This window comes from Bacillus sp. V5-8f, from assembly GCF_002863565.1.
In the GTDB taxonomy this organism is placed as follows: Bacteria; Bacillota; Bacilli; order Bacillales; family DSM-1321; genus Peribacillus.
Genome location: NZ_PGUW01000026.1, coordinates 68389 through 85800, shown reverse-complemented (window position 1 = coordinate 85800; position 17412 = coordinate 68389). Strand labels below are relative to the sequence as shown.

The window sequence follows — 17412 nt, the reverse complement described above, 5'->3', positions numbered from 1 at the left end:
CGATATACTCGGCCAGTTTTTTTGACAAGAATGGCAGAGTTTTGAATTTCCCTCACCATTTAAGATTAATAGGAACACCTTTATCAAATTTGAAGCGATTTAAAAATGTCATTGCTGTTGCCGGCAGAAAGAAAAAAGTAAAAGAAATTTATGGCGCCTTAAAAGGAGATTATGTCCACATTATGTCCACGGATGAAGACACGGCCAAATCTCTATTGGAAATGGAGGTACAGTCAAAATGAAGTATATTTTGGCATATGATGCAGGTACCGGCAGTATCCGGGCGGTTTTATTTGATACAGATGGGAATCAAATTGGCTTCTCCCAGCATGAGTGGATTCATGTTTCAGATAAACGATATCCGGGTTCAATGGGATTTGATTATGAGAACAATTGGCAATTGCTTATCAAATGCACCAGGGATGTGATCAGAAAGACAAGTGTAAATCCTGAGGATATTAAGGCAATCAGCGCCACAAGCATGCGAGAAGGAATCGTCCTCTATAACTCCAGCGGTGACGAAATATGGGCCTGTGCGAATGTGGACTCAAGGGCTTCGGAGGAAGTCTCCTATTTAAAGCAAACCTATCAGATGCTTGAAGAAAAGCTTTACCAATTATCCGGACAGACGTTTGCACTCGGTGCTGTTCCGCGCCTCTTGTGGTTGAAAAATAATATGCCGGATGTTTACGAACAAACTGCATCCATGACCATGTTGAATGATTGGATTCTTTATAAACTGTCAGGAGTGCTGCAAGTTGATCCATCCAATGGCTGTACAACAGGGATATTCGATTTAAAGAGTAGAGATTGGGCAAGAGGCTATTTACAAAAATGCGGATTGAAGGATACTTTGTTCACCCCGGTAAACGAAGCGGGAACCGTGATTGGAGAAATTGGCGGAGAGGTTGCATCCTTAACCGGACTTGCTAAAGGAACGAAAGTGGTTGCCGGTGGAGGAGACGCTCAAATGGCAACCGTAGGGGCAGGCGCAATTGAAGAGCATCAGACAGTAGTCTCGGGGGGATCTTTTTGGCAGCAGGAAGTGAACACGAACCAGCCTTTTGTGGATGTGAAAGGCAGAATTCGTGTAAATTGCCATGCAGTCCCGGGACTGTGGCAGATTGAGACTATTGCCTTTTTTCCAGGTCTGGTCATGAGGTGGTTCCGAGATGCTTTTTGCCAGGCGGAAGTAGCCAAAGGCAGGGAAAGCGGACGTGATCCTTATGATTTATTGGAAGAATTAGCGAAGGATGTTCCTGTCGGTTCTAATGGGATATTCCCAGTCTTTTCAGACATTATGAACTACTATGCCTGGAGACATGCCGCACCTTCCTTCATTAATCTAACCCTGGACCCGCATATAACAGGGAAGAAAGAAATGTTTAGATCTTTGCAGGAGAATGCTGCTCTTATCACACTGGGCAACTTGAAGCTGATTGAAGAAGTAACCTCATCCTATCCGAAGGAAGTCATTTTTGTTGGCGGTGCTTCAAAAGGAAAGCTCTGGAGTCAAACACTGTCAGATGTATTGGGAGTGACAGTGAAAGTACCCACAGTTAAGGAATCGGCAGCTCTCGGTACAGCGCTTTACGCGGGAGTGGGAGCCGGCTTATATACGAATATCAAAGAAGCGGTGAATAATGTCGTAAAATGGGACCGGGTCCATGAACCTGACCAATCCAATCATCAAACGTACTTGAAAATCTATGATAAATGGAGGGTAGTTTATGAACGTCAGCTTCAGCTCGCTGACGAAGGTGTCACCTCCCATATGTGGAAAGCACCTGGATTTCAGTCCAACTGAAAGGAGGTGAAAGGATGAAAAAAGTGAACGAGTCAGACTTTGAATATCGATTTGGAGACAATGGTCCAAAATACTTAACCAAAGGTCCCAATGTAGATATGGGTGTTGTTGTACTCAAACCAGGTCAGGACTTTCCCAATCACTATCACACAACATGTGAAGAAATCTTTTACATCTTGGAAGGTGAAATTGATTTTTATATAAATAATGACCGTGTTCCGGTTAAGCCCGGTGACATGATTCAGTGCAGACCGAAAGATTCCCACTATCTTATCAATAAATCCACGAGAAATTTTAAAGCCCTTTTCGTGAAGTCACCGCATATTCCGGAGAAGGATTCTGTCATCATCGATAATCCAAAGATTGATTAAAGGAGTGTTTGTTGAATGAACTGGGGATTCCAAAACCGCTTAAACAAAATCTTGCCAAACAGAAGAGCTGTCATGCTAGCAATTGATCATGGCTACTTTCTCGGCCCTATTCATGGTCTTGAGAAGCCGGGAGAAACGGTAAAAGACCTGCTTCCATATACAGACTCACTATACTTAACAAGAGGAGTACTGGCTGCCTGTATACCAGAAGATACCAAAAAACCAATGGTCTTAAGGGTCTCAGGGGGACCATCTGTTTTGAATGACCTTTCCAATGAAACCATTGTTACTTCTGTAAAGGAAGCCATTCGCCACAATGTCATCGGGTTAGGTGTATCCGTATTTATCGGGTCAAAAAATGAAACCCAAACGGTCACCAACCTCGCTCAAACAGTGACAGACGCCCATGATTATGGCTTGCCTGTATTAGGAATTACCGCTGTCGGAAAAGAACTTGAAAAAAGAGACGCAAGATATCTGGCCCTGGCCTCAAGAGTGGTAGCCGAAATGGGAGCAGACATTGTCAAAACCTATTACTGCGAGAACTTTGAACAAGTAACAAGCAAGTGTCCGGTCCCGATTGTCATCGCAGGCGGACCAAAATTCGATACGGTTAAAGAAGCTCTGGAAATAACCTATAATGCAATGGAGCAAGGTGCTGCTGGAGTAGATATGGGACGAAATATATGGCAATCGGAATATCCGGTAGCGATGATCAAAGCGATTCACTCGATAGTGCATGAGGGGTGTAGTGTAAAGGAAGCTGTTGAGGTGTATGAGGATAGTGCTGAGGTGAAGGCTTGAGGAACATAAAAGCCGTTCGAAAGTTCAGGTGATTTATAGCAAATAGCCTTGACTCCTTAGAGGTAGGGGTGTAGGCTTTTTTTGTTTATGTGCTGAAGAGTCAATTGTTTTCTTAAACTCTGTTAATTAGTTAATCAATTCATAAGTGTAATTTTAGTTAAACTTACAAAGTTAGGTACTTTTACATAAGCAAATATGATATTATCTACTTATGTTATTACCAATTTTATTCCACTAACCGAAAATGAGTGAATATTCATTCATTTTAGTGTTGGACAAAAATTACAATCACAATGGAAATTGATTAGAGGTGAATGTTTATGAAAGAACTGGTTACAATTCCGCAGCCTAAAACGTATGGTCCACTTGGAAATTTACCCTTAATTGACAAAGAGAGCCCAGTCTTATCATTTTGCAAATTAGCAGAACAGTATGGTCCCATATTTAAAATGGAGTTCTTTGGTGATTTTTCCATCATATATCTCTCTGGTCACAAATTTGTAGAAGAAGTATGTGATGACTCAAAGTTTGACAAAAGCCTTTTTTAGGTGGTTTGTATCCATTACGACCTTTAGCCAAGGACGGGTTGTTTACAGGTAAGACTACAGAACCCAATTGGCAAAAGGCGCATAACATCCTAATGCCTTCCTTTAGTCAACAGGCTATGAAAGGCTATCATTCTATGATGGTTGACATTGCCTCGCAGCTTGTACAAAAGTGGGCTCGTTTGAATGAGGATCAGGATATTGATATGCCAGATAATATGACTAGACTGACACTGGATACGATTGGTTTATGTGGTTTTAACTATCGCTTTAACAGTTTTTATCGGGAATCCCATGACCCTTTTATTATCCATATGGTTAATACGCTAGAAGAAGCCATGCAAAAAGGCACACGCCTCCCAATACAAAATAAATTAATGTTTAAACGGAAACAGCAATTCCAGAAAGACATCTTAGAGATCAATTCTTTAGTAGATAAAATTATTGCTGTACGCAAGAAAAGTGGAGACCAAGGGGAAACCGATTTGCTTGCCCGAATGTTACAAGCCAAGGATCCGGAAACAGGCGAAAAGCTCGATGATGAAAACATTCGGCATCAAATTATTACTTTTTTAATAGCCGGTCATGAAACAACAAGTGGACTATTGTCCTTTACTCTCTACCTCCTTTTGAAAAATCCGGATGTGCTAAAAAAGGCATACGAAGAAGTAGACCAAGTCTTAACAAGTGATATTCCAACCTACACTCAAGTTACTCAACTTAAATATATACGAATGATTTTAAATGAATCCTTACGTTTATATCCAACAGCACCACAGTTTACCCTCTATGCAAAAGAAAATTTAATTCTCGGTGGAAAATACCCCATTAAAAAGAACCAAAATGTTGCAATCCTTTTGCCTCAGCTGCACAGAGACAAAGAAGCGTGGGGAGAGGATGCAGACAAGTTTCGTCCTGAACGGTTTGAAAATCCAAAGAAAATTCCTCATAATGCCTATAAACCATTTGGCAATGGTCAAAGAGCCTGTATAGGGATGCAGTTTGCCTTGCACGAATCTGCTTTATTAATAGGCATGATTCTTCAACATTTTGAACTAATCGATCATACAAACTATCAGCTGAAAATTAAACAAACAATGACACTTAAACCGGACAACTTTAAGATACGTGTTCAATTAAGAGACAAAAAAATATTGAATCCAACTACTGTATCTAGAGAAGAAAAGGTTTCTGACAATTTTAAAGAGGGAAGACATGCAAAGGATTCTTCATTAATGGAAATTAACAATCAACCGCTTCTTATCCTTTATGGTTCGAATCTAGGGACTGCAGAGGGGGTTGCTCGCGAGATTTCTGACATGGCAACTGCACACGGCATTAAAAATGAAGTTTCAGCTCTTGACGATCGAATTGAGAGTTTTCCAACAAAAGGAGCGGTAATTATCATTACTTCATCATATAATGGAAAACCACCGAAGAATGCCAGGAAGTTTGTGCGCTGGTTGGAAAACGTTCAAACCGAAAGATTGAAAGGAGTTCAATATACAGTGTTTGGATGCGGAGATCGCAACTGGGCAACAACGTATCAACATGTACCTATATTTATTGACGAACAACTAGCCTCTAAAGGAGCTATCCGGTTCTCAGAACGTGGCGAGGCTGATGTGAGCATCGATTTTGAGCAGCAATTCCATGACTGGGCAAGCTCGATGTTTTCTGACGCTAGGAGAGTGTTTGGTTTAAAAATAGGTGAAAGTGATAATGTGAAAGATACAGTTGCAATTCAGTACCTTAATGGACCAGATGAAACCATCGGTGTTGTTCCAAGGAATGACGAAGAGGATATTAACAGAGTAATACGCCGATACAGATTGAATGGGAATAAGCTAGTGTTTTTAACAAATGGTGGAGACTCTTCGTCCTACTTACCTTTGAATCGTCCAATGAGTATTTATGAGCTTCTACGTTACGGTTTGGATTTACAGAGTGCAGCAACGCCTGAACATATTCGTGAACTTGCGGACTTTACGGTTTGTCCGCCACATAAGCGAGAGCTGGAAGCATTGTTAGATCAGACGACCTATGAAGAGCAGGTATTAATGAAAAGAATAACGATGCTGGACCTGTTAGAAAAGTACGAAGCGTGTGAATTACCGTTTGAGCGCTTCTTGCTGCTGTTATCACCTCTTAATTTAGCTGAAGAAAAAAAGTATTTGGTTTATTCTTGATAAAAAAAGGATTAGCTTGGTAGCAGTGTGCCGAGCTAATCCTTTTTTGTTGGTTTCTACGTAATTTGAAAGAAGAATTTTAGCGCAAGAAAAAAGCAGAAAGCGGTGGAAAAATGCCCTCGTATCTAGTTAGGTAATTGCCCCCTAAACCAATCAAGTAGGAATCCCATGAGAAGCTTAATTGTTAAAGTAGTTGAAAAATGCACTAACTATTAACAAAGGAGATTGTTGTTACATAATACTTGTACATCATGTAAAGTCTCGTATTCAGGGAGCAGTTTTAATAGAAGTTTTTCATTTAACACAGGCTTCACTTTATTAATCTGATTCATAACTCCTGGGCAAATGTCATCCAACTAATCTTAAAAAATTTCAAAGAGATTTTATAAACATTTAAAATTTTGAAGGGAAATTGTTAGTTTAATTGTATTTATATAAAAAGAAATGTGTTAAAGCACAGTTCGGCTGCTGAGGCAAAGGGATAAGCATTCGAAAATGCACACAGCATTTTTGATATAAATTTTATGTAAAGGAATGGTGATTTTGATGAGCAAGAATGTACTTATCGTAACAGGTGATGCTGTAGAGGCGTTGGAAGTGTTTTATCCATACTATCGCTGTATTGAAGAGGAAATTAATTGCACAATTGCCTCTCCTGTTAAAAAGAAACTTCAAACCGTCGTCCATGATTTTTTACCAGAAATGGAAACGTTTACGGAGAAGTGGGGATATAAAATTGAGTCCCATGCTTCCGTTGATGATATAAATCCTGCAGACTATGACGGATTAATCATTCCTGGGGGACGTGCTCCGGAATATATTCGAATGAATCCAAAAGTCCAGGAAATTGCTGCACATTTTCTGCAGGAAGATAAGCCACTGGGAGTCATCTGCCATGGTCAATTAGTATTAACAACGGTGAGAGAGTATGTAAAAGGAAGGGAAATGACTGCCTATACAGCTTGTAGACCTGAAATAGAGGCAGCTGGAGCGACCTATATTGAAGAACTTCTTCATGTGGATGGAAATATTGTTTCAGGCCATGCTTGGCCCGATCTCCCTGGATTTATGAAAGAATTCTTCAAGCTGCTGAACGTCAAAAAAGAAGCTTCCGTTCAATAAAAGAGCACTTTGCAGGGACTGATATTTGTATCAGTCCCTTTTGACCAGGATGAATTATTTGAGACAGTAAATTCTTATATTCATAAAAATCAATCGGTTAAAGAAACTGCCAAACCAAGTGTATATTCCAATGTGTTTGGATGAATAAGAGTTTACATAATTTCTGGATTTTTCCATTAAAAGACAGAGGCTCGTATAGTTTCTAGTCACCACACGGTACCTCCAACCCTTGATATCCAAAGATTTCGTAATTCTTCCTTCTACTAACCCCTTTGAAACCCTTTTTTTCCAGACTTACCCGGATAGCGTGTGCATGGAGCCGAAGCCGACTGACAAGATTAACAACACTTTGTGAAATAGGTGTCCACTAATGAAAATATTTCATGTTTTATGTTATATTATGAAAAAATGTAATGTGAAGAGGGATGAGTTTGTCGATTGGTAAATACGAAATTTTCTTTAAAGTGGTGGAGCTTGGGAGCCTGACAAAAGCAAGTGCCGCTCTAAATATATCTCAATCCGGTGTCAGCCATGCCATTTCCAGTCTGGAAAAAGAAATGGGCTTTTCTTTATTATCACGTAACAAAGCAGGAATCAAGCTAACGGTTAACGGAGAAAGAATGCTTTTATACATAAAAGATATTTTATACCTAAATGAAAAAATGCGGCAGGAAGCCGGGGAAATCAAAGGGCTGGAAATTGGCAAAGTAAGGCTAGGCAGTTTTTCTTCAGTATCAGTTGTTTGGCTACCAGGTATAGTAAAGAAATTCATGGAGCAGTATCCACATATTAAAGTTGAAATTATGGAAGGAAAGCAGGAAGAACTGGCACAGTGGATTATACAGGGCACAGTGGACTTTAGTTTTATGTTATTGCCTGCTGCCGAAAGCTTCCAAGTTCTTCATTTAAAAAGGGAGCTATTTTTCTGTGTGATGGCTGAATCTCATCCACTAAGTGAAGAAGATAGTATATATATTGAGCTGTTAAAGGAAGAGAAGCTCCTACTGCAAAATTCAACACGTGAGATCATGTATAAACTTTTTAAAGGGAAGAAATTGACACCTGATGTAGCCTTCCAGTTAGAAGACGAACAGGCCATTATATCGATGGCAAAAAATCAAATGGGAGTGGCGATCCTTCCTGAGATAGCCCTGCATAGCATTCCGGAAGGAGTCAAAATTATACCTCTGGCTGTTGATGAAGAATCTGTGTCGATTGGTATTGGCAGTTTAACCTTGAAACATCTGCCCCCGGCAGCAGAAAAATTTATAGCTGTGGCAACCTTATGGTTAAACGATCACTATTAAGTTCTCCCTTTTTTATTTACCTGGTAAGGGCGACACGCCTAGGTTGAAGAACTCTTTATTTATTAACTAGGAGATTAATGGAATTACAATATTTAACGCGGCACTTCAGCGGACTAATAAACGCCAAGCTATTCCTCTCATCAACGGTAGACTGTGAAAAGGAGGTAACGGTAAAGATCCCGCAATTAGACATACCGCCTGGCAGAATTCTTGATGGTGAATTTATTTTAGTAGATCACGAGGGCAAGCTGGATTTTGAGGCAGCGATTACATTCGATGTATGGCAGAGGGAAGGGGGGAGTGCGTGACAGATCTACCGTTGCTTGAGCGGAAAGGAATCCATGCGAGCTGGATTCCGTATGATTAAGAGCTCATTTCGAAGGTTTGCCATCGTTCATTTCCAATCATTATTGTCGTGCCGATTCTCAAATTGTATGACTTTGTTTTGACCCATTGTTGGATTGAAAAATACTACGGTAGTTTCCAGCTTGTATACTACGAAATTACCCATTTCTATAGACTTTTCTATATTTTTATATACCAAACGAACCACCTCCAGATAAAATACATACGCTAATTACCCTATTAACATTTGAACATTTAGCAAACATATAAAAAAGGCTCCTGCGGCCCCAATGCAAAAACTGCTATCGAATAATTACATTCCTATCAACCTTCTCTCTAATTTATTTTTTATCAATCTTTCCAATTGTACAGGGTGCTAGAAGATTCTTTGAGGGATGGAATGTCTTCTGAAAGAGGTGGTAACGTTGCAAAAGTTGGTTCTCCAGGTGCTCCATGTTCAACAATAAAAGGAGTGCCTAAAGAAATATAAGGAAATAAAAGGTCTATGTCTTCATTGCGCATTCGGACACATCCTTCAGATAGTTTTTTACCGATACTGGTCTCATCATTAGTCCCATGGATAGCAAAATTATCTGTCAAAGCTAATCCCTTTGAACCAAAAGCTCCATTTCTTCCTTGTGGTTCAACCACCCTTTCTGTTACAGAACTAGTGGTTGGAGGAAGTTTATTACGTCCGGTTGCAACCGAAAATAAAGCCAATATTTCATCGTCTCTTTGCAATGCTAACTGATTCGTATCTGGGTATAAATGAAGGCTTAATAGCTTGTTTACATACAAATCCTCACCATCTATTTTGGAATGTAAATAGTAACCAGTATTTCTTTTTGTATAAACAACATCTTTCGGAATAAAAGATAAAAAATTATCTGGATTCGGATTTGTTAAAGAAGAAGAACTTTCAGGAAAAGAACCGAAGTACTCTTTATATCTTTCAACCGCATTTTGAACCACTAAAACAGGCAGCGTTTCTCCTTTTGTTTTTAAAAACACCGATGGTTTTTCAATAATGTCTTTACTAGTTTCTTGATAATAACGTTCATATGTAGTGGAGTATTCTGTGGAGCTTTTGTAAAAATCCTTAAAGAAATGACTGAATAACAAGAAGAGAATAAATCCAATAGCAATCATTAATAATATTAACAATAGAATAACCCAAGGAACTTTGCTTGGTGGAGTATTAGGTTTCTTTTGTGAGATATCTTTGAGTAGATTACCTTGATAGGTTTCCCACTTCTTTTTAGCCGCATAATGATTTAGCGAAGCCGCTTTTATAATATATTTCCATCCTTCCTCAGTCTTGCATTTAGCAAGAAGTTCTAGACCATATTCATATAACATCTCTGAATCACTGGGAAAGTATTTTAGATACTTAAACTTGAAATTAGGATCAGTTTTATCTAAAAAAATATAAGGTCTTATCTCGATTAAGTTTCTCTTATCTATTTTAAAAACCTCCCTCTTTTTAATGTTAAATAAGGGAATATTACCTTTATCTTTTTTTATTAAAACTTATTTCTTAGGGTAAATATTTAGACTTATAAAATAGATAAATAACTTAATCCGTTTAGGGTCATAATTTAACAAGGATAAGTTTTAACATTAAATGGTATAACTAAAAGGCACGGTAATTATGAACTGCCCCCTGCCAAGTAGACAGTGGAAATAAATAAAACTTACTAAGCACTTTCGCCCTGTATTCCAAGGGGCTAAGGCCGCTTAGTCTTTTTTGTAATCTTTCATGATTATAAAATTTTATGTATTCCTCAATATCGTTTTTCATCTCGTCAAATGAACTGCGCAGTTTTTACGCATTAATTTGCGCCATAGAAACTTAAGAGGCTCATGATTATCTCGGTGGTAATCATGAGTCTCTTTCTTACTTATTCAATTATTGTTCGACAGTAGTTAGGAACAGAGCATCCTTTATACAGTATAGGTTTTCAACACGTTGATTCTCCGTTTGAGTCATGATTTTCCTCATCCGTTCAAGATAAGTTTCAGCATATGTGCCCGATAAAAAGCTTAATGCAGCACTTTTCTAAAGGTGTGCTACGGGTTTCAATAAGGTTTCCAAGTATGTTTTTCACTTATGTGTTAAGTTCGGTGAATAAAAGTGAATGCCCTTTTACTTAATTTGTCTTTTCTTTTTTGGTGTATTTTCTCTTCGCATATCTTGTAGATAGTACACTTTTACGCGAAATTCATTATAAGAGCCAAACATCTTATTGGCAGATTAAAAAGCGAAAACTGGCCACCAGAAATATTTTTGTTTTTAGGGTATATTTAACTAATTTGCAATAACTTGATTGACGTGAAAAGGGTGGGAATGTTACTCTACAAATCGTAACTATTACGATTTGTAGAGTGGGAGGATGAAAAAATGTCTGACAAGTATCAATTTTTAGTTTCCATTAAAATGCTACACCATGAATTAAACGAGCTTTCAGCTTACATAAAAGAAAGCAAGTATTGTTATGATTTGCTTACAAACAAGCTTGATGACCTTTCAAAGTTTGTTGTCAGTGAAGAGAATGGCGAACAGTGGGAGCTATGGGGGGAGGATGCGGAAATCAAAAAATATTCGGCAGAGCTTCGGGAAGCCTCTTCAAAAGCAATATGTATGGTGGAAAAATACCAATCATCTTGTACAGTTAATGCTCAGGCAGATATCTCTACATACATGTCTGCCTTATGTGAATCGGTAAAAAACGAACTAGAATCATTTGGGATCAATAGGAATTCAAAAATCGTTTTTATAGGTTCAGGCGCATTCCCTATTTCAGCTCTAACCATTGCGAAGCAGACAGGTGCTGAAATTATGTGTCTCGACATTGATGCGGAGGCGGTTGAGATGGGCAAAAATATAGCGGAGCTAACGGGCCTCGAATCCAATGTTGCCTTTACAAATCAAGCTGTAAGTGAATTATCCTATATTAAAAGAGCGACGCATGTCATGATCGCTTCACTTGTCAAAAACAAGCTTGAAGTTCTTGAAGACTTAAAGTCTGTGCTCTCTGAAGAAGCAAAAGTGATTATCCGGTATGGAAACGGCCTTAAATCGATGTTTAATTATCCCCTCGATCAAGATTTATCAAATGAATGGAACTATTCGAGCGTTGAGCAAAAGGATCGCTTCTACGATACTGTTGTCTTGAAGAAGGGAAAGGCCCACTGTGCAAGAAAGGAGCTGGGATAAACATGAATTTTAGTACATCTAACAGAAAGCCTTTTGGAAGCACATTAATAATAGGCGCGGGGCCTGCAGCAGTGAATATCGCTGTGAATCTATCAAGGGGGTGGAGCGATAAGCTTGGGCTTGTCAACCGGGCAGGAGCTCATACAAGCTGGTTGAAAGAAAGTTTTAAAAAGCATGGCCAAGTGCTTAAAGCAACGTATCAAAGCCAAAGCCGCCAACTCAGTGGAGAGGCAAAGCTTGATTGTTTTTACGGTGATTTTCAAGAAATAGAAGACCGTTGGAAGACACTTATTATTTGTACTCCCAGTGACAGCTATCTTGAAGTCATAAAAAGCCTGTCACTCAAAAGATTAAAAAAAGCAAAAACATTAATTCTCCTCTCTCCCGGCATAGGATCGAATCTCCTGATTGAGCGTCATTTTAAAGAAGAAATAGAAAAAATCGATGTGATTAGTTTCTCATCTTATTATGCAGCAACCAAATATGAAAGAAGTGAAGAAGAAAGTACCGCCGTACTGACAAAAGCATTGAAAAAGCGAATCTACCTAGCTTCATCCAAGAAGGATAGCTTGTGCTTAGAGCCTGTCGTCAAATTTATTGAAAGCTTAGGTGTCCAATGTCAAGTTGTTGGGTCTCCTATCGAAGCGGAAAGCAAAAGCATCACAACGTATGTTCATCCTCCTTTATTCATGAATGCTTTTTCCATGAATCAAATTTTGAGAAAAGAACAGTCAGTAACATTTATGTATAAAATTTATCCGGAAGGCCCCATTACTCAGCACGTAATACGGGCAATGGTCCGTCTCTGGAAAGAAATTTCTGCTGTGGTTGAATATTTTGGTGCACAACCTATTAATCTGCTGCAATTCTTAAATGATGATAATTACCCGGTTCATGAAGAGACTCTTTCGCGTGAAGATATTGACATGTTTTATTCCTTCAGTGAAGAAAAACAAGAGTACCTGTTATACATAAGATATTCAGCCATACTTATTGATCCATTTGCTATCCCAGACGAGAAAGGAAAATACTTTGACTTTTCTGCTGTCCCTTTTAAGCAAGCTGAGATAGACAGCAACGGAAAGTGGATTATTCCAAGAATTCCTCTGGAGGATTATCAAAAACTAAAGCTCATTTATGAACTTGCCCAGCCAGCAGGCATTCAAATGCCTCAAGCATTATCACTCTTGCAGACATTTGAGAGAGAAGCGGTTAAGTTTAGCACGGAAAACAAGGTGGATTTCTCTAATTTTTATCCAGCGTTTGATACATTAGAGAAGGCTGATCTTGCCCAGGAAAGGGTAGGAACCCAATGAAAAACGGTGTAATCATGGCCATTATTTCTTCCCTGGTGTTCAGTGTGATGAATGCGCTGGTCAAAGCGGTTAGCCTGACCATCCCGACAGCTGAGGTTGTCTTTTTTAGAAGCCTTATTGGAACAGTTTTTATTTATTTAATGATGCGCAACAGCAAAGTGGCTTTTTCCACAAAAGGTGTTCCGATGCTTTTGGTAAGGGGGATGCTTGGTGCCTTGTATCTGCTAGCCTATTTCTATACAATTGCTAAAATTCCGCTTGCAGATGCCAGTATTTTAGCTCATTTATCAACGGTTTTCGCCCTGATTTTATCTGCTCTCTTTTTAAAGGAAAAGGTATCAAAAAAGACGTTTTACGTACTGCCCCTTGTTTTTTTAGGCGCAATTCTTCTAGTCAAGCCGTTCAACTATTCGTCTTATTCTATTTATGCGCTGGCTGGAGTTTTAAGTGCATTCTTTGCTGCGGGAGCAGCTACTTCTATTCGGTATTTGAGCAAACTGCACCATTCTTATGAAATTGTTTTTTATTTTTTAGCTACAGGAGTGGTCGTTTCCATTCCATTAATGTGGGGGAATTTTGTCATTCCATCTCCACTCGAGCTTTTTTATTTGTTATGCATAGGCATTGTTTCTCTTTTTGGACAGATTTTTCTTACAAAAGCATTTACGCATGAGAGCGTTGTGGTTGTTGAAATTACCCGCTATATAGGAATTGTATTTAACGCTATGTGGGGATTTTTATTTTGGACGGAAGTTCCTGATGTTTATACAGTTATAGGAGGCCTGCTTATTATTGCCTCATGCTTTTTTCTATCAAGGAAGAAGAAAAAACCCGCTGCAATGCCTGCCAAACAATTGAAAAGCTCACAGGCTGAATAAGCTATTTAACTTTTCATTGACTAATTGTACAATACGTAATAACTTCTAATATATAAAACAGAATGATTACGATTTAAAACACATAGTTTAAATCGTAATCATTACGTATAAAAAGCAAAGGATGATAAAAAATGGACAAAATCTTTTTTAGCACAAAAAACTTGCTTGTTTGGTTAACGAGTTTGTTTGTTCTTTTCGTAGCAGGCTGCTCATCTGGCAACAGCAGTTCAGGAAAAGAAGGGGAAACAACAAATGAAGAAGAAAAAAACGTAACGATGATTTTCAGTTTTAAATCCCCAAACATGGATCCCCATACAGGGTTTACACCCATTCGTACAGGGGTTACAGAGACCCTGCTTAAGCTTGATAAGGATTCAAATCTTGAAGGATGGCTGGCTGAAAATTGGTCAACAAAAGATAATATCACGTGGGAATTTGCTATTCGTGACGATATTACGTTTCATGATGGGACAAAACTGAATGCCGAAGGGGTTAAAGCATCCTTGGAAAGAAGTATGGATGTGAATGAATCTCTTAGTAGTTCTTTAAAAATTAAATCGATGGAAGCAGAGGGTCAAACGCTTACCATCACGACAACAGAATCATATCCTTCTCTTCCTTCTGAGCTGGTAAATCCGTACACATCTATTGTAAACACGAAAGCGGAAAAAAAGGTGGGTGTAGAAGTGTTTCAAAATGCCCCGGTAGGTACGGGTCCATTTAAAGTGAAAAACTTTATCCCTAATCAGGAAGTTCAGGTGAGCAAAAATGACAGCTATTGGGCAGGAGAGCCGAAAATAGACGGAGCAACCATCCGATTTAATGAAGATGCAAATGTACGGGCGCTTGCTTTACAGTCTAAAGAAGCCGATATCGTGTATAATCTTCCGGCTGAAGGCATAGAAGCGATTGGGCAGGATAAGGAACTTACGGTGGAATCAGTGGCAGGCCTTAGATCGCATTTTATTTTATATAATCAGCAAAGTACCAATGTTTCAGATGTGAAAGTCAGACAAGCGCTTAATTTGTTAATTGATCGGAAAAGCATTGCGGATGATATTATGCTTGGGCATGCAGAACCGGCAAACGGCCCGTTTAACAGCGCTCTTCCTTTTGGCCTCGAGGATAAAATTCAAGAGCTGAATGTTAAAAAAGCAAAGGAATTGCTTGGCGAGGCAGGATATACAGAAAATGCAAAGGGATTGATGGAAAAAGACGGGAAGCCACTTACACTTGAAATGATCACGTACAAAGCGCGGCCGGAGCTTCCGCTCATTGCCCAACTGTTTCAATCCGATGCTCTAAAAGCAGGCGTAACCGTTGAAATCAAAAACGTTGAAAATGCGGATACACACCTTGCAGAAAACACCGACTGGGATCTAGCCACTTATAGCAATAATACGTCTCCACGTGGAGACGGAAGCTATTTCTTGAATACAGCGTTCACAGACACGGGGGCACTGAATGTAGGGAAAATTAATATCCCAACATTAAATGACATTATTCAAGAATTAAATAGGACCACCGATGCCGAGAAAAGAACCAAGTTAACAAAGAGCGCCGCCGATATTATCAATGAACATGTTGCCCACAGCTATGCTGTTTACCCCAACATTATTGTCGGTGTAAACAACCGGGTCACAAACTGGAAGCCTACAGCGGAAGAGTATTACATTCTAACCTACACCCTGGATGTGAAATAAGTGTTGTCCTTGATTAGAAGAAGGCTTTTACAATTGGTGTTGGTCGTTCTTTTCTTATCCATCTTTACTTTTGGGTTAATGAAAATGGCTCCCGGTGACCCGGTGCTCGCCATTTTAAATGCGGATGAGATGACCGTTACAGATGCTGATCAAGCTAGGCTACGCAGCAGCCTAGGGTTTGACCAGCCTATCTATGTCCAGTACTTCCAGTGGATTACAGGAATAGTGCAGCTGGATCTCGGCACGTCTTATATGAGCGGAAAGCCTGTATGGAATGAAATAGTAGAACGCTTTCCAATCACAATTCAGCTTACAGTCGGTGCGCTCCTGGTCATGGTGAGCATATCCGTTCCTCTAGGCATTCTCTCTGCCCGTTATCCAGGGAAATGGCCGGATCAAATTGGCCGGATCTTTGCCCTTATAGGAGCATCTTTTCCAAGTTTTTGGCTTGGATTGATGCTCATTTACGTTTTTGCTTTTAAATTTCAGCTCCTTCCTTCAACAGGAATGGACTCTTACTCTCACATGATTCTGCCTTCCATTACACTGGGATTCTCAATGGCAGCTGTATATTCCAGGCTTCTTCGTGCAGGGCTGATTGAAAGCCTCTCTCAGGATTATATCCAGGCGGGAAGAGCAAGAGGTATAAAGGAGTGGAGGCTTCTTTGGTTACATGCATTCAGAGCGGCCATGCTTCCTGTAATTACAGTTTTCGGTTTAAGCTTGGGGAGCTTACTGGGGGGAGCAGTGGTGATTGAAATTTTGTTTTCATGGCCGGGACTGGGGAGCATGGCGGTTGAAGCTATTTTTAGCCGGGATTATCCTGTTATTCAAGGTTATGTCCTGCTGACAGGTGTACTTGTTGTAGTACTGAACCTGCTCGTGGATTTGTCCTACTATCTCATTGATCCACGCATGCAACAAGGAAAGGAGAAAAGCGTTTGAAAATCTCTTCTGCTCTGCAAAAAAATCCTTTTTCTGTACGCTGGCATTTAAAAAGCAGTAGACCGATGATTCTTTTGGGCATATTTCTTCTTACAATTATTTTAATGATGACCATTATTGGGCCGTTTCTTATACCGAACGATCCTTTATCAGCAAATATGGCGGAGCGGCTGACTCCCCCGAGTTTAACCTATCCTTTTGGGACAGACCATATGGGAAGATGCATTTTTTCAAGGCTTGTTATTGGTTCTCAGGCTACGCTTGGCATTACAGCATTGGTGATTGCGACCGTCATTTTAATCGGCATTCCCATCGGCTTACTATCAGGCTATATTGGCGGTCGTTTTGATTCATTTGTGATGCGAGTGGCAGACGGTCTCATTGCATTGCCTGAATTTATTTTAGCGATTGCCATTGCGGGATTTCTAGGTCCAAGTTTAACGAACTTAATGATTTCTGTCGTGCTGGTTAAATGGGTCAGCTACACCCGGGTTGTCAGGGGCATCGTTTTATCAGAACGAGAAAAAGAATATGTATTGGCTGCCAAAGTTGGAGGGTGTCCAACCTGGAAGGTTATCACGAGGCATTTGCTTCCGCAAATCATTTCCCCAGTTCTTGTACTTGCCGCGCTGGATGTTGGCAAAGTCATTTTAATCATTTCTTCTTTATCTTACCTAGGCTTAGGTGCTCAGCCTCCTGCACCGGAATGGGGAGCGATGTTAAATGACGGAAGAGCTTATTTTCAAACGGTTCCTGAATTGATGATTTACCCAGGAATGGCGATCTTCCTTGTTGTATTATCCTGCAATTTAATTGGAGAGGGCCTGCGGGATAAGCTTGATGTAAAAAGCAGTTAAAAAAGA

General features: G+C 39.7%; 15 protein-coding genes and 1 pseudogene. 14 read left to right on the top strand and 2 right to left on the bottom strand.

From position 1 onward, the window contains the following. The first annotated feature begins 2 nt into the window (after positions 1-2). From CUU64_RS20825 to CUU64_RS20790, 8 genes and pseudogenes are all read left to right on the top strand, one after another. A complete protein-coding gene (locus tag CUU64_RS20825) occupies positions 3-242 on the top strand; it encodes a sugar-binding domain-containing protein (protein WP_101635586.1) in 240 nt (79 codons plus the stop codon). Then, complete coding sequence (lsrK, locus tag CUU64_RS20820) at positions 239-1807, top strand: autoinducer-2 kinase (RefSeq protein WP_101635585.1); 1569 nt, start codon at positions 239-241, stop codon at positions 1805-1807. The genes CUU64_RS20825 and lsrK overlap by 4 nt, the downstream gene beginning before the upstream one ends. 14 nt (positions 1808-1821) lie before the next feature. Beyond that, positions 1822-2178, top strand: a complete 357-nt coding sequence (locus CUU64_RS20815; RefSeq protein WP_101635584.1) for a cupin domain-containing protein — start codon at positions 1822-1824, stop codon at positions 2176-2178. A 15-nt stretch (positions 2179-2193) separates the two neighbouring features. Then, positions 2194-2982 (top strand): 3-hydroxy-5-phosphonooxypentane-2,4-dione thiolase, encoded by a 789-nt coding sequence (gene lsrF, locus CUU64_RS20810; protein WP_101635583.1) that lies wholly within the window; start codon positions 2194-2196, stop codon positions 2980-2982. A 314-nt stretch (positions 2983-3296) separates the two neighbouring features. Then, positions 3297-5716, top strand: a pseudogene (locus tag CUU64_RS20805) (cytochrome P450). A gap of 546 nt (positions 5717-6262) precedes the next feature. Then, positions 6263-6838 carry a DJ-1/PfpI family protein gene (locus CUU64_RS20800; RefSeq protein ID WP_101635582.1) on the top strand — a complete coding sequence of 192 codons (576 nt, stop codon included), beginning with the start codon at positions 6263-6265 and terminating at the stop codon, positions 6836-6838. Between the two features lie 431 nt (positions 6839-7269). Continuing rightward, the gene (locus tag CUU64_RS20795; protein WP_180954700.1) at positions 7270-8145 is read left to right on the top strand and encodes a LysR family transcriptional regulator; all 876 of its coding nucleotides are present in this window, start codon (positions 7270-7272) and stop codon (positions 8143-8145) included. 77 nt (positions 8146-8222) lie between these two features. Next, positions 8223-8453 carry a hypothetical protein gene (locus CUU64_RS20790; protein ID WP_101635580.1) on the top strand — a complete coding sequence of 77 codons (231 nt, stop codon included), beginning with the start codon at positions 8223-8225 and terminating at the stop codon, positions 8451-8453. A gap of 388 nt (positions 8454-8841) precedes the next feature. Here the strand turns inward: CUU64_RS20790 and CUU64_RS20785 are convergent, their stop codons facing one another. Continuing rightward, on the bottom strand, positions 8842-9849 hold the full coding sequence (locus tag CUU64_RS20785; protein ID WP_101635579.1) for a L,D-transpeptidase: 1008 nt from the start codon (positions 9847-9849) through the stop codon (positions 8842-8844). Between the two features lie 274 nt (positions 9850-10123). Beyond that, positions 10124-10291, bottom strand: a complete 168-nt coding sequence (locus tag CUU64_RS23265) for an IS3 family transposase (protein WP_101635578.1) — start codon at positions 10289-10291, stop codon at positions 10124-10126. 600 nt (positions 10292-10891) lie between these two features. Between CUU64_RS23265 and CUU64_RS20775 the strand changes: the two genes are divergently transcribed. The 6 genes from CUU64_RS20775 to nikC all read left to right on the top strand — a co-directional run bounded on the left by CUU64_RS20775 (position 10892) and on the right by nikC (position 17406). Further along, positions 10892-11707, top strand: a complete 816-nt coding sequence (locus CUU64_RS20775) for a nicotianamine synthase family protein (protein WP_101635577.1) — start codon at positions 10892-10894, stop codon at positions 11705-11707. A 2-nt stretch (positions 11708-11709) separates the two neighbouring features. Then, entirely contained in the window at positions 11710-13023 is a 1314-nt protein-coding gene (locus tag CUU64_RS20770; protein ID WP_101635576.1) for an opine metallophore biosynthesis dehydrogenase, read from the top strand. Next, positions 13020-13901, top strand: coding sequence for a DMT family transporter (locus CUU64_RS20765; protein WP_101635575.1), 882 nt, complete (start codon positions 13020-13022; stop codon positions 13899-13901). Before CUU64_RS20770 ends, CUU64_RS20765 begins: the two co-directional genes overlap by 4 nt. A 131-nt stretch (positions 13902-14032) precedes the next feature. Then, positions 14033-15604 (top strand): nickel ABC transporter substrate-binding protein, encoded by a 1572-nt coding sequence (nikA, locus tag CUU64_RS20760; RefSeq protein WP_101635574.1) that lies wholly within the window; start codon positions 14033-14035, stop codon positions 15602-15604. A gap of 3 nt (positions 15605-15607) precedes the next feature. Beyond that, on the top strand, positions 15608-16549 hold the full coding sequence (nikB, locus tag CUU64_RS20755) for a nickel ABC transporter permease (RefSeq protein ID WP_180954712.1): 942 nt from the start codon (positions 15608-15610) through the stop codon (positions 16547-16549). A 65-nt stretch (positions 16550-16614) separates the two neighbouring features. Continuing rightward, positions 16615-17406, top strand: coding sequence for a nickel transporter permease (gene nikC, locus CUU64_RS20750; RefSeq protein WP_101635687.1), 792 nt, complete (start codon positions 16615-16617; stop codon positions 17404-17406). The last annotated feature ends 6 nt before the right edge of the window (positions 17407-17412 follow it).

What these genes read in the sequence shown, in the direction of transcription:
- lsrK (WP_101635585.1), top strand. Translation starts at nt 239, where the DNA reads ATGAAGTATATTTTGGCATATGATGCAGGTACCGGCAGTATCCGGGCG.
- CUU64_RS20815 (WP_101635584.1), top strand. Translation starts at nt 1,822, where the DNA reads ATGAAAAAAGTGAACGAGTCAGACTTTGAATATCGATTTGGAGACAAT.
- lsrF (WP_101635583.1), top strand. Translation starts at nt 2,194, where the DNA reads ATGAACTGGGGATTCCAAAACCGCTTAAACAAAATCTTGCCAAACAGA.
- CUU64_RS20800 (WP_101635582.1), top strand. Translation starts at nt 6,263, where the DNA reads ATGAGCAAGAATGTACTTATCGTAACAGGTGATGCTGTAGAGGCGTTG.
- CUU64_RS20790 (WP_101635580.1), top strand. Translation starts at nt 8,223, where the DNA reads ATGGAATTACAATATTTAACGCGGCACTTCAGCGGACTAATAAACGCC.
- CUU64_RS20785 (WP_101635579.1), bottom strand. Translation starts at nt 9,849, where the DNA reads ATGTTATATGAATATGGTCTAGAACTTCTTGCTAAATGCAAGACTGAG.
- CUU64_RS23265 (WP_101635578.1), bottom strand. Translation starts at nt 10,291, where the DNA reads ATGAAAAACGATATTGAGGAATACATAAAATTTTATAATCATGAAAGA.
- CUU64_RS20775 (WP_101635577.1), top strand. Translation starts at nt 10,892, where the DNA reads ATGTCTGACAAGTATCAATTTTTAGTTTCCATTAAAATGCTACACCAT.
- CUU64_RS20770 (WP_101635576.1), top strand. Translation starts at nt 11,710, where the DNA reads ATGAATTTTAGTACATCTAACAGAAAGCCTTTTGGAAGCACATTAATA.
- CUU64_RS20765 (WP_101635575.1), top strand. Translation starts at nt 13,020, where the DNA reads ATGAAAAACGGTGTAATCATGGCCATTATTTCTTCCCTGGTGTTCAGT.
- nikA (WP_101635574.1), top strand. Translation starts at nt 14,033, where the DNA reads ATGGACAAAATCTTTTTTAGCACAAAAAACTTGCTTGTTTGGTTAACG.
- nikC (WP_101635687.1), top strand. Translation starts at nt 16,615, where the DNA reads ATGATTCTTTTGGGCATATTTCTTCTTACAATTATTTTAATGATGACC.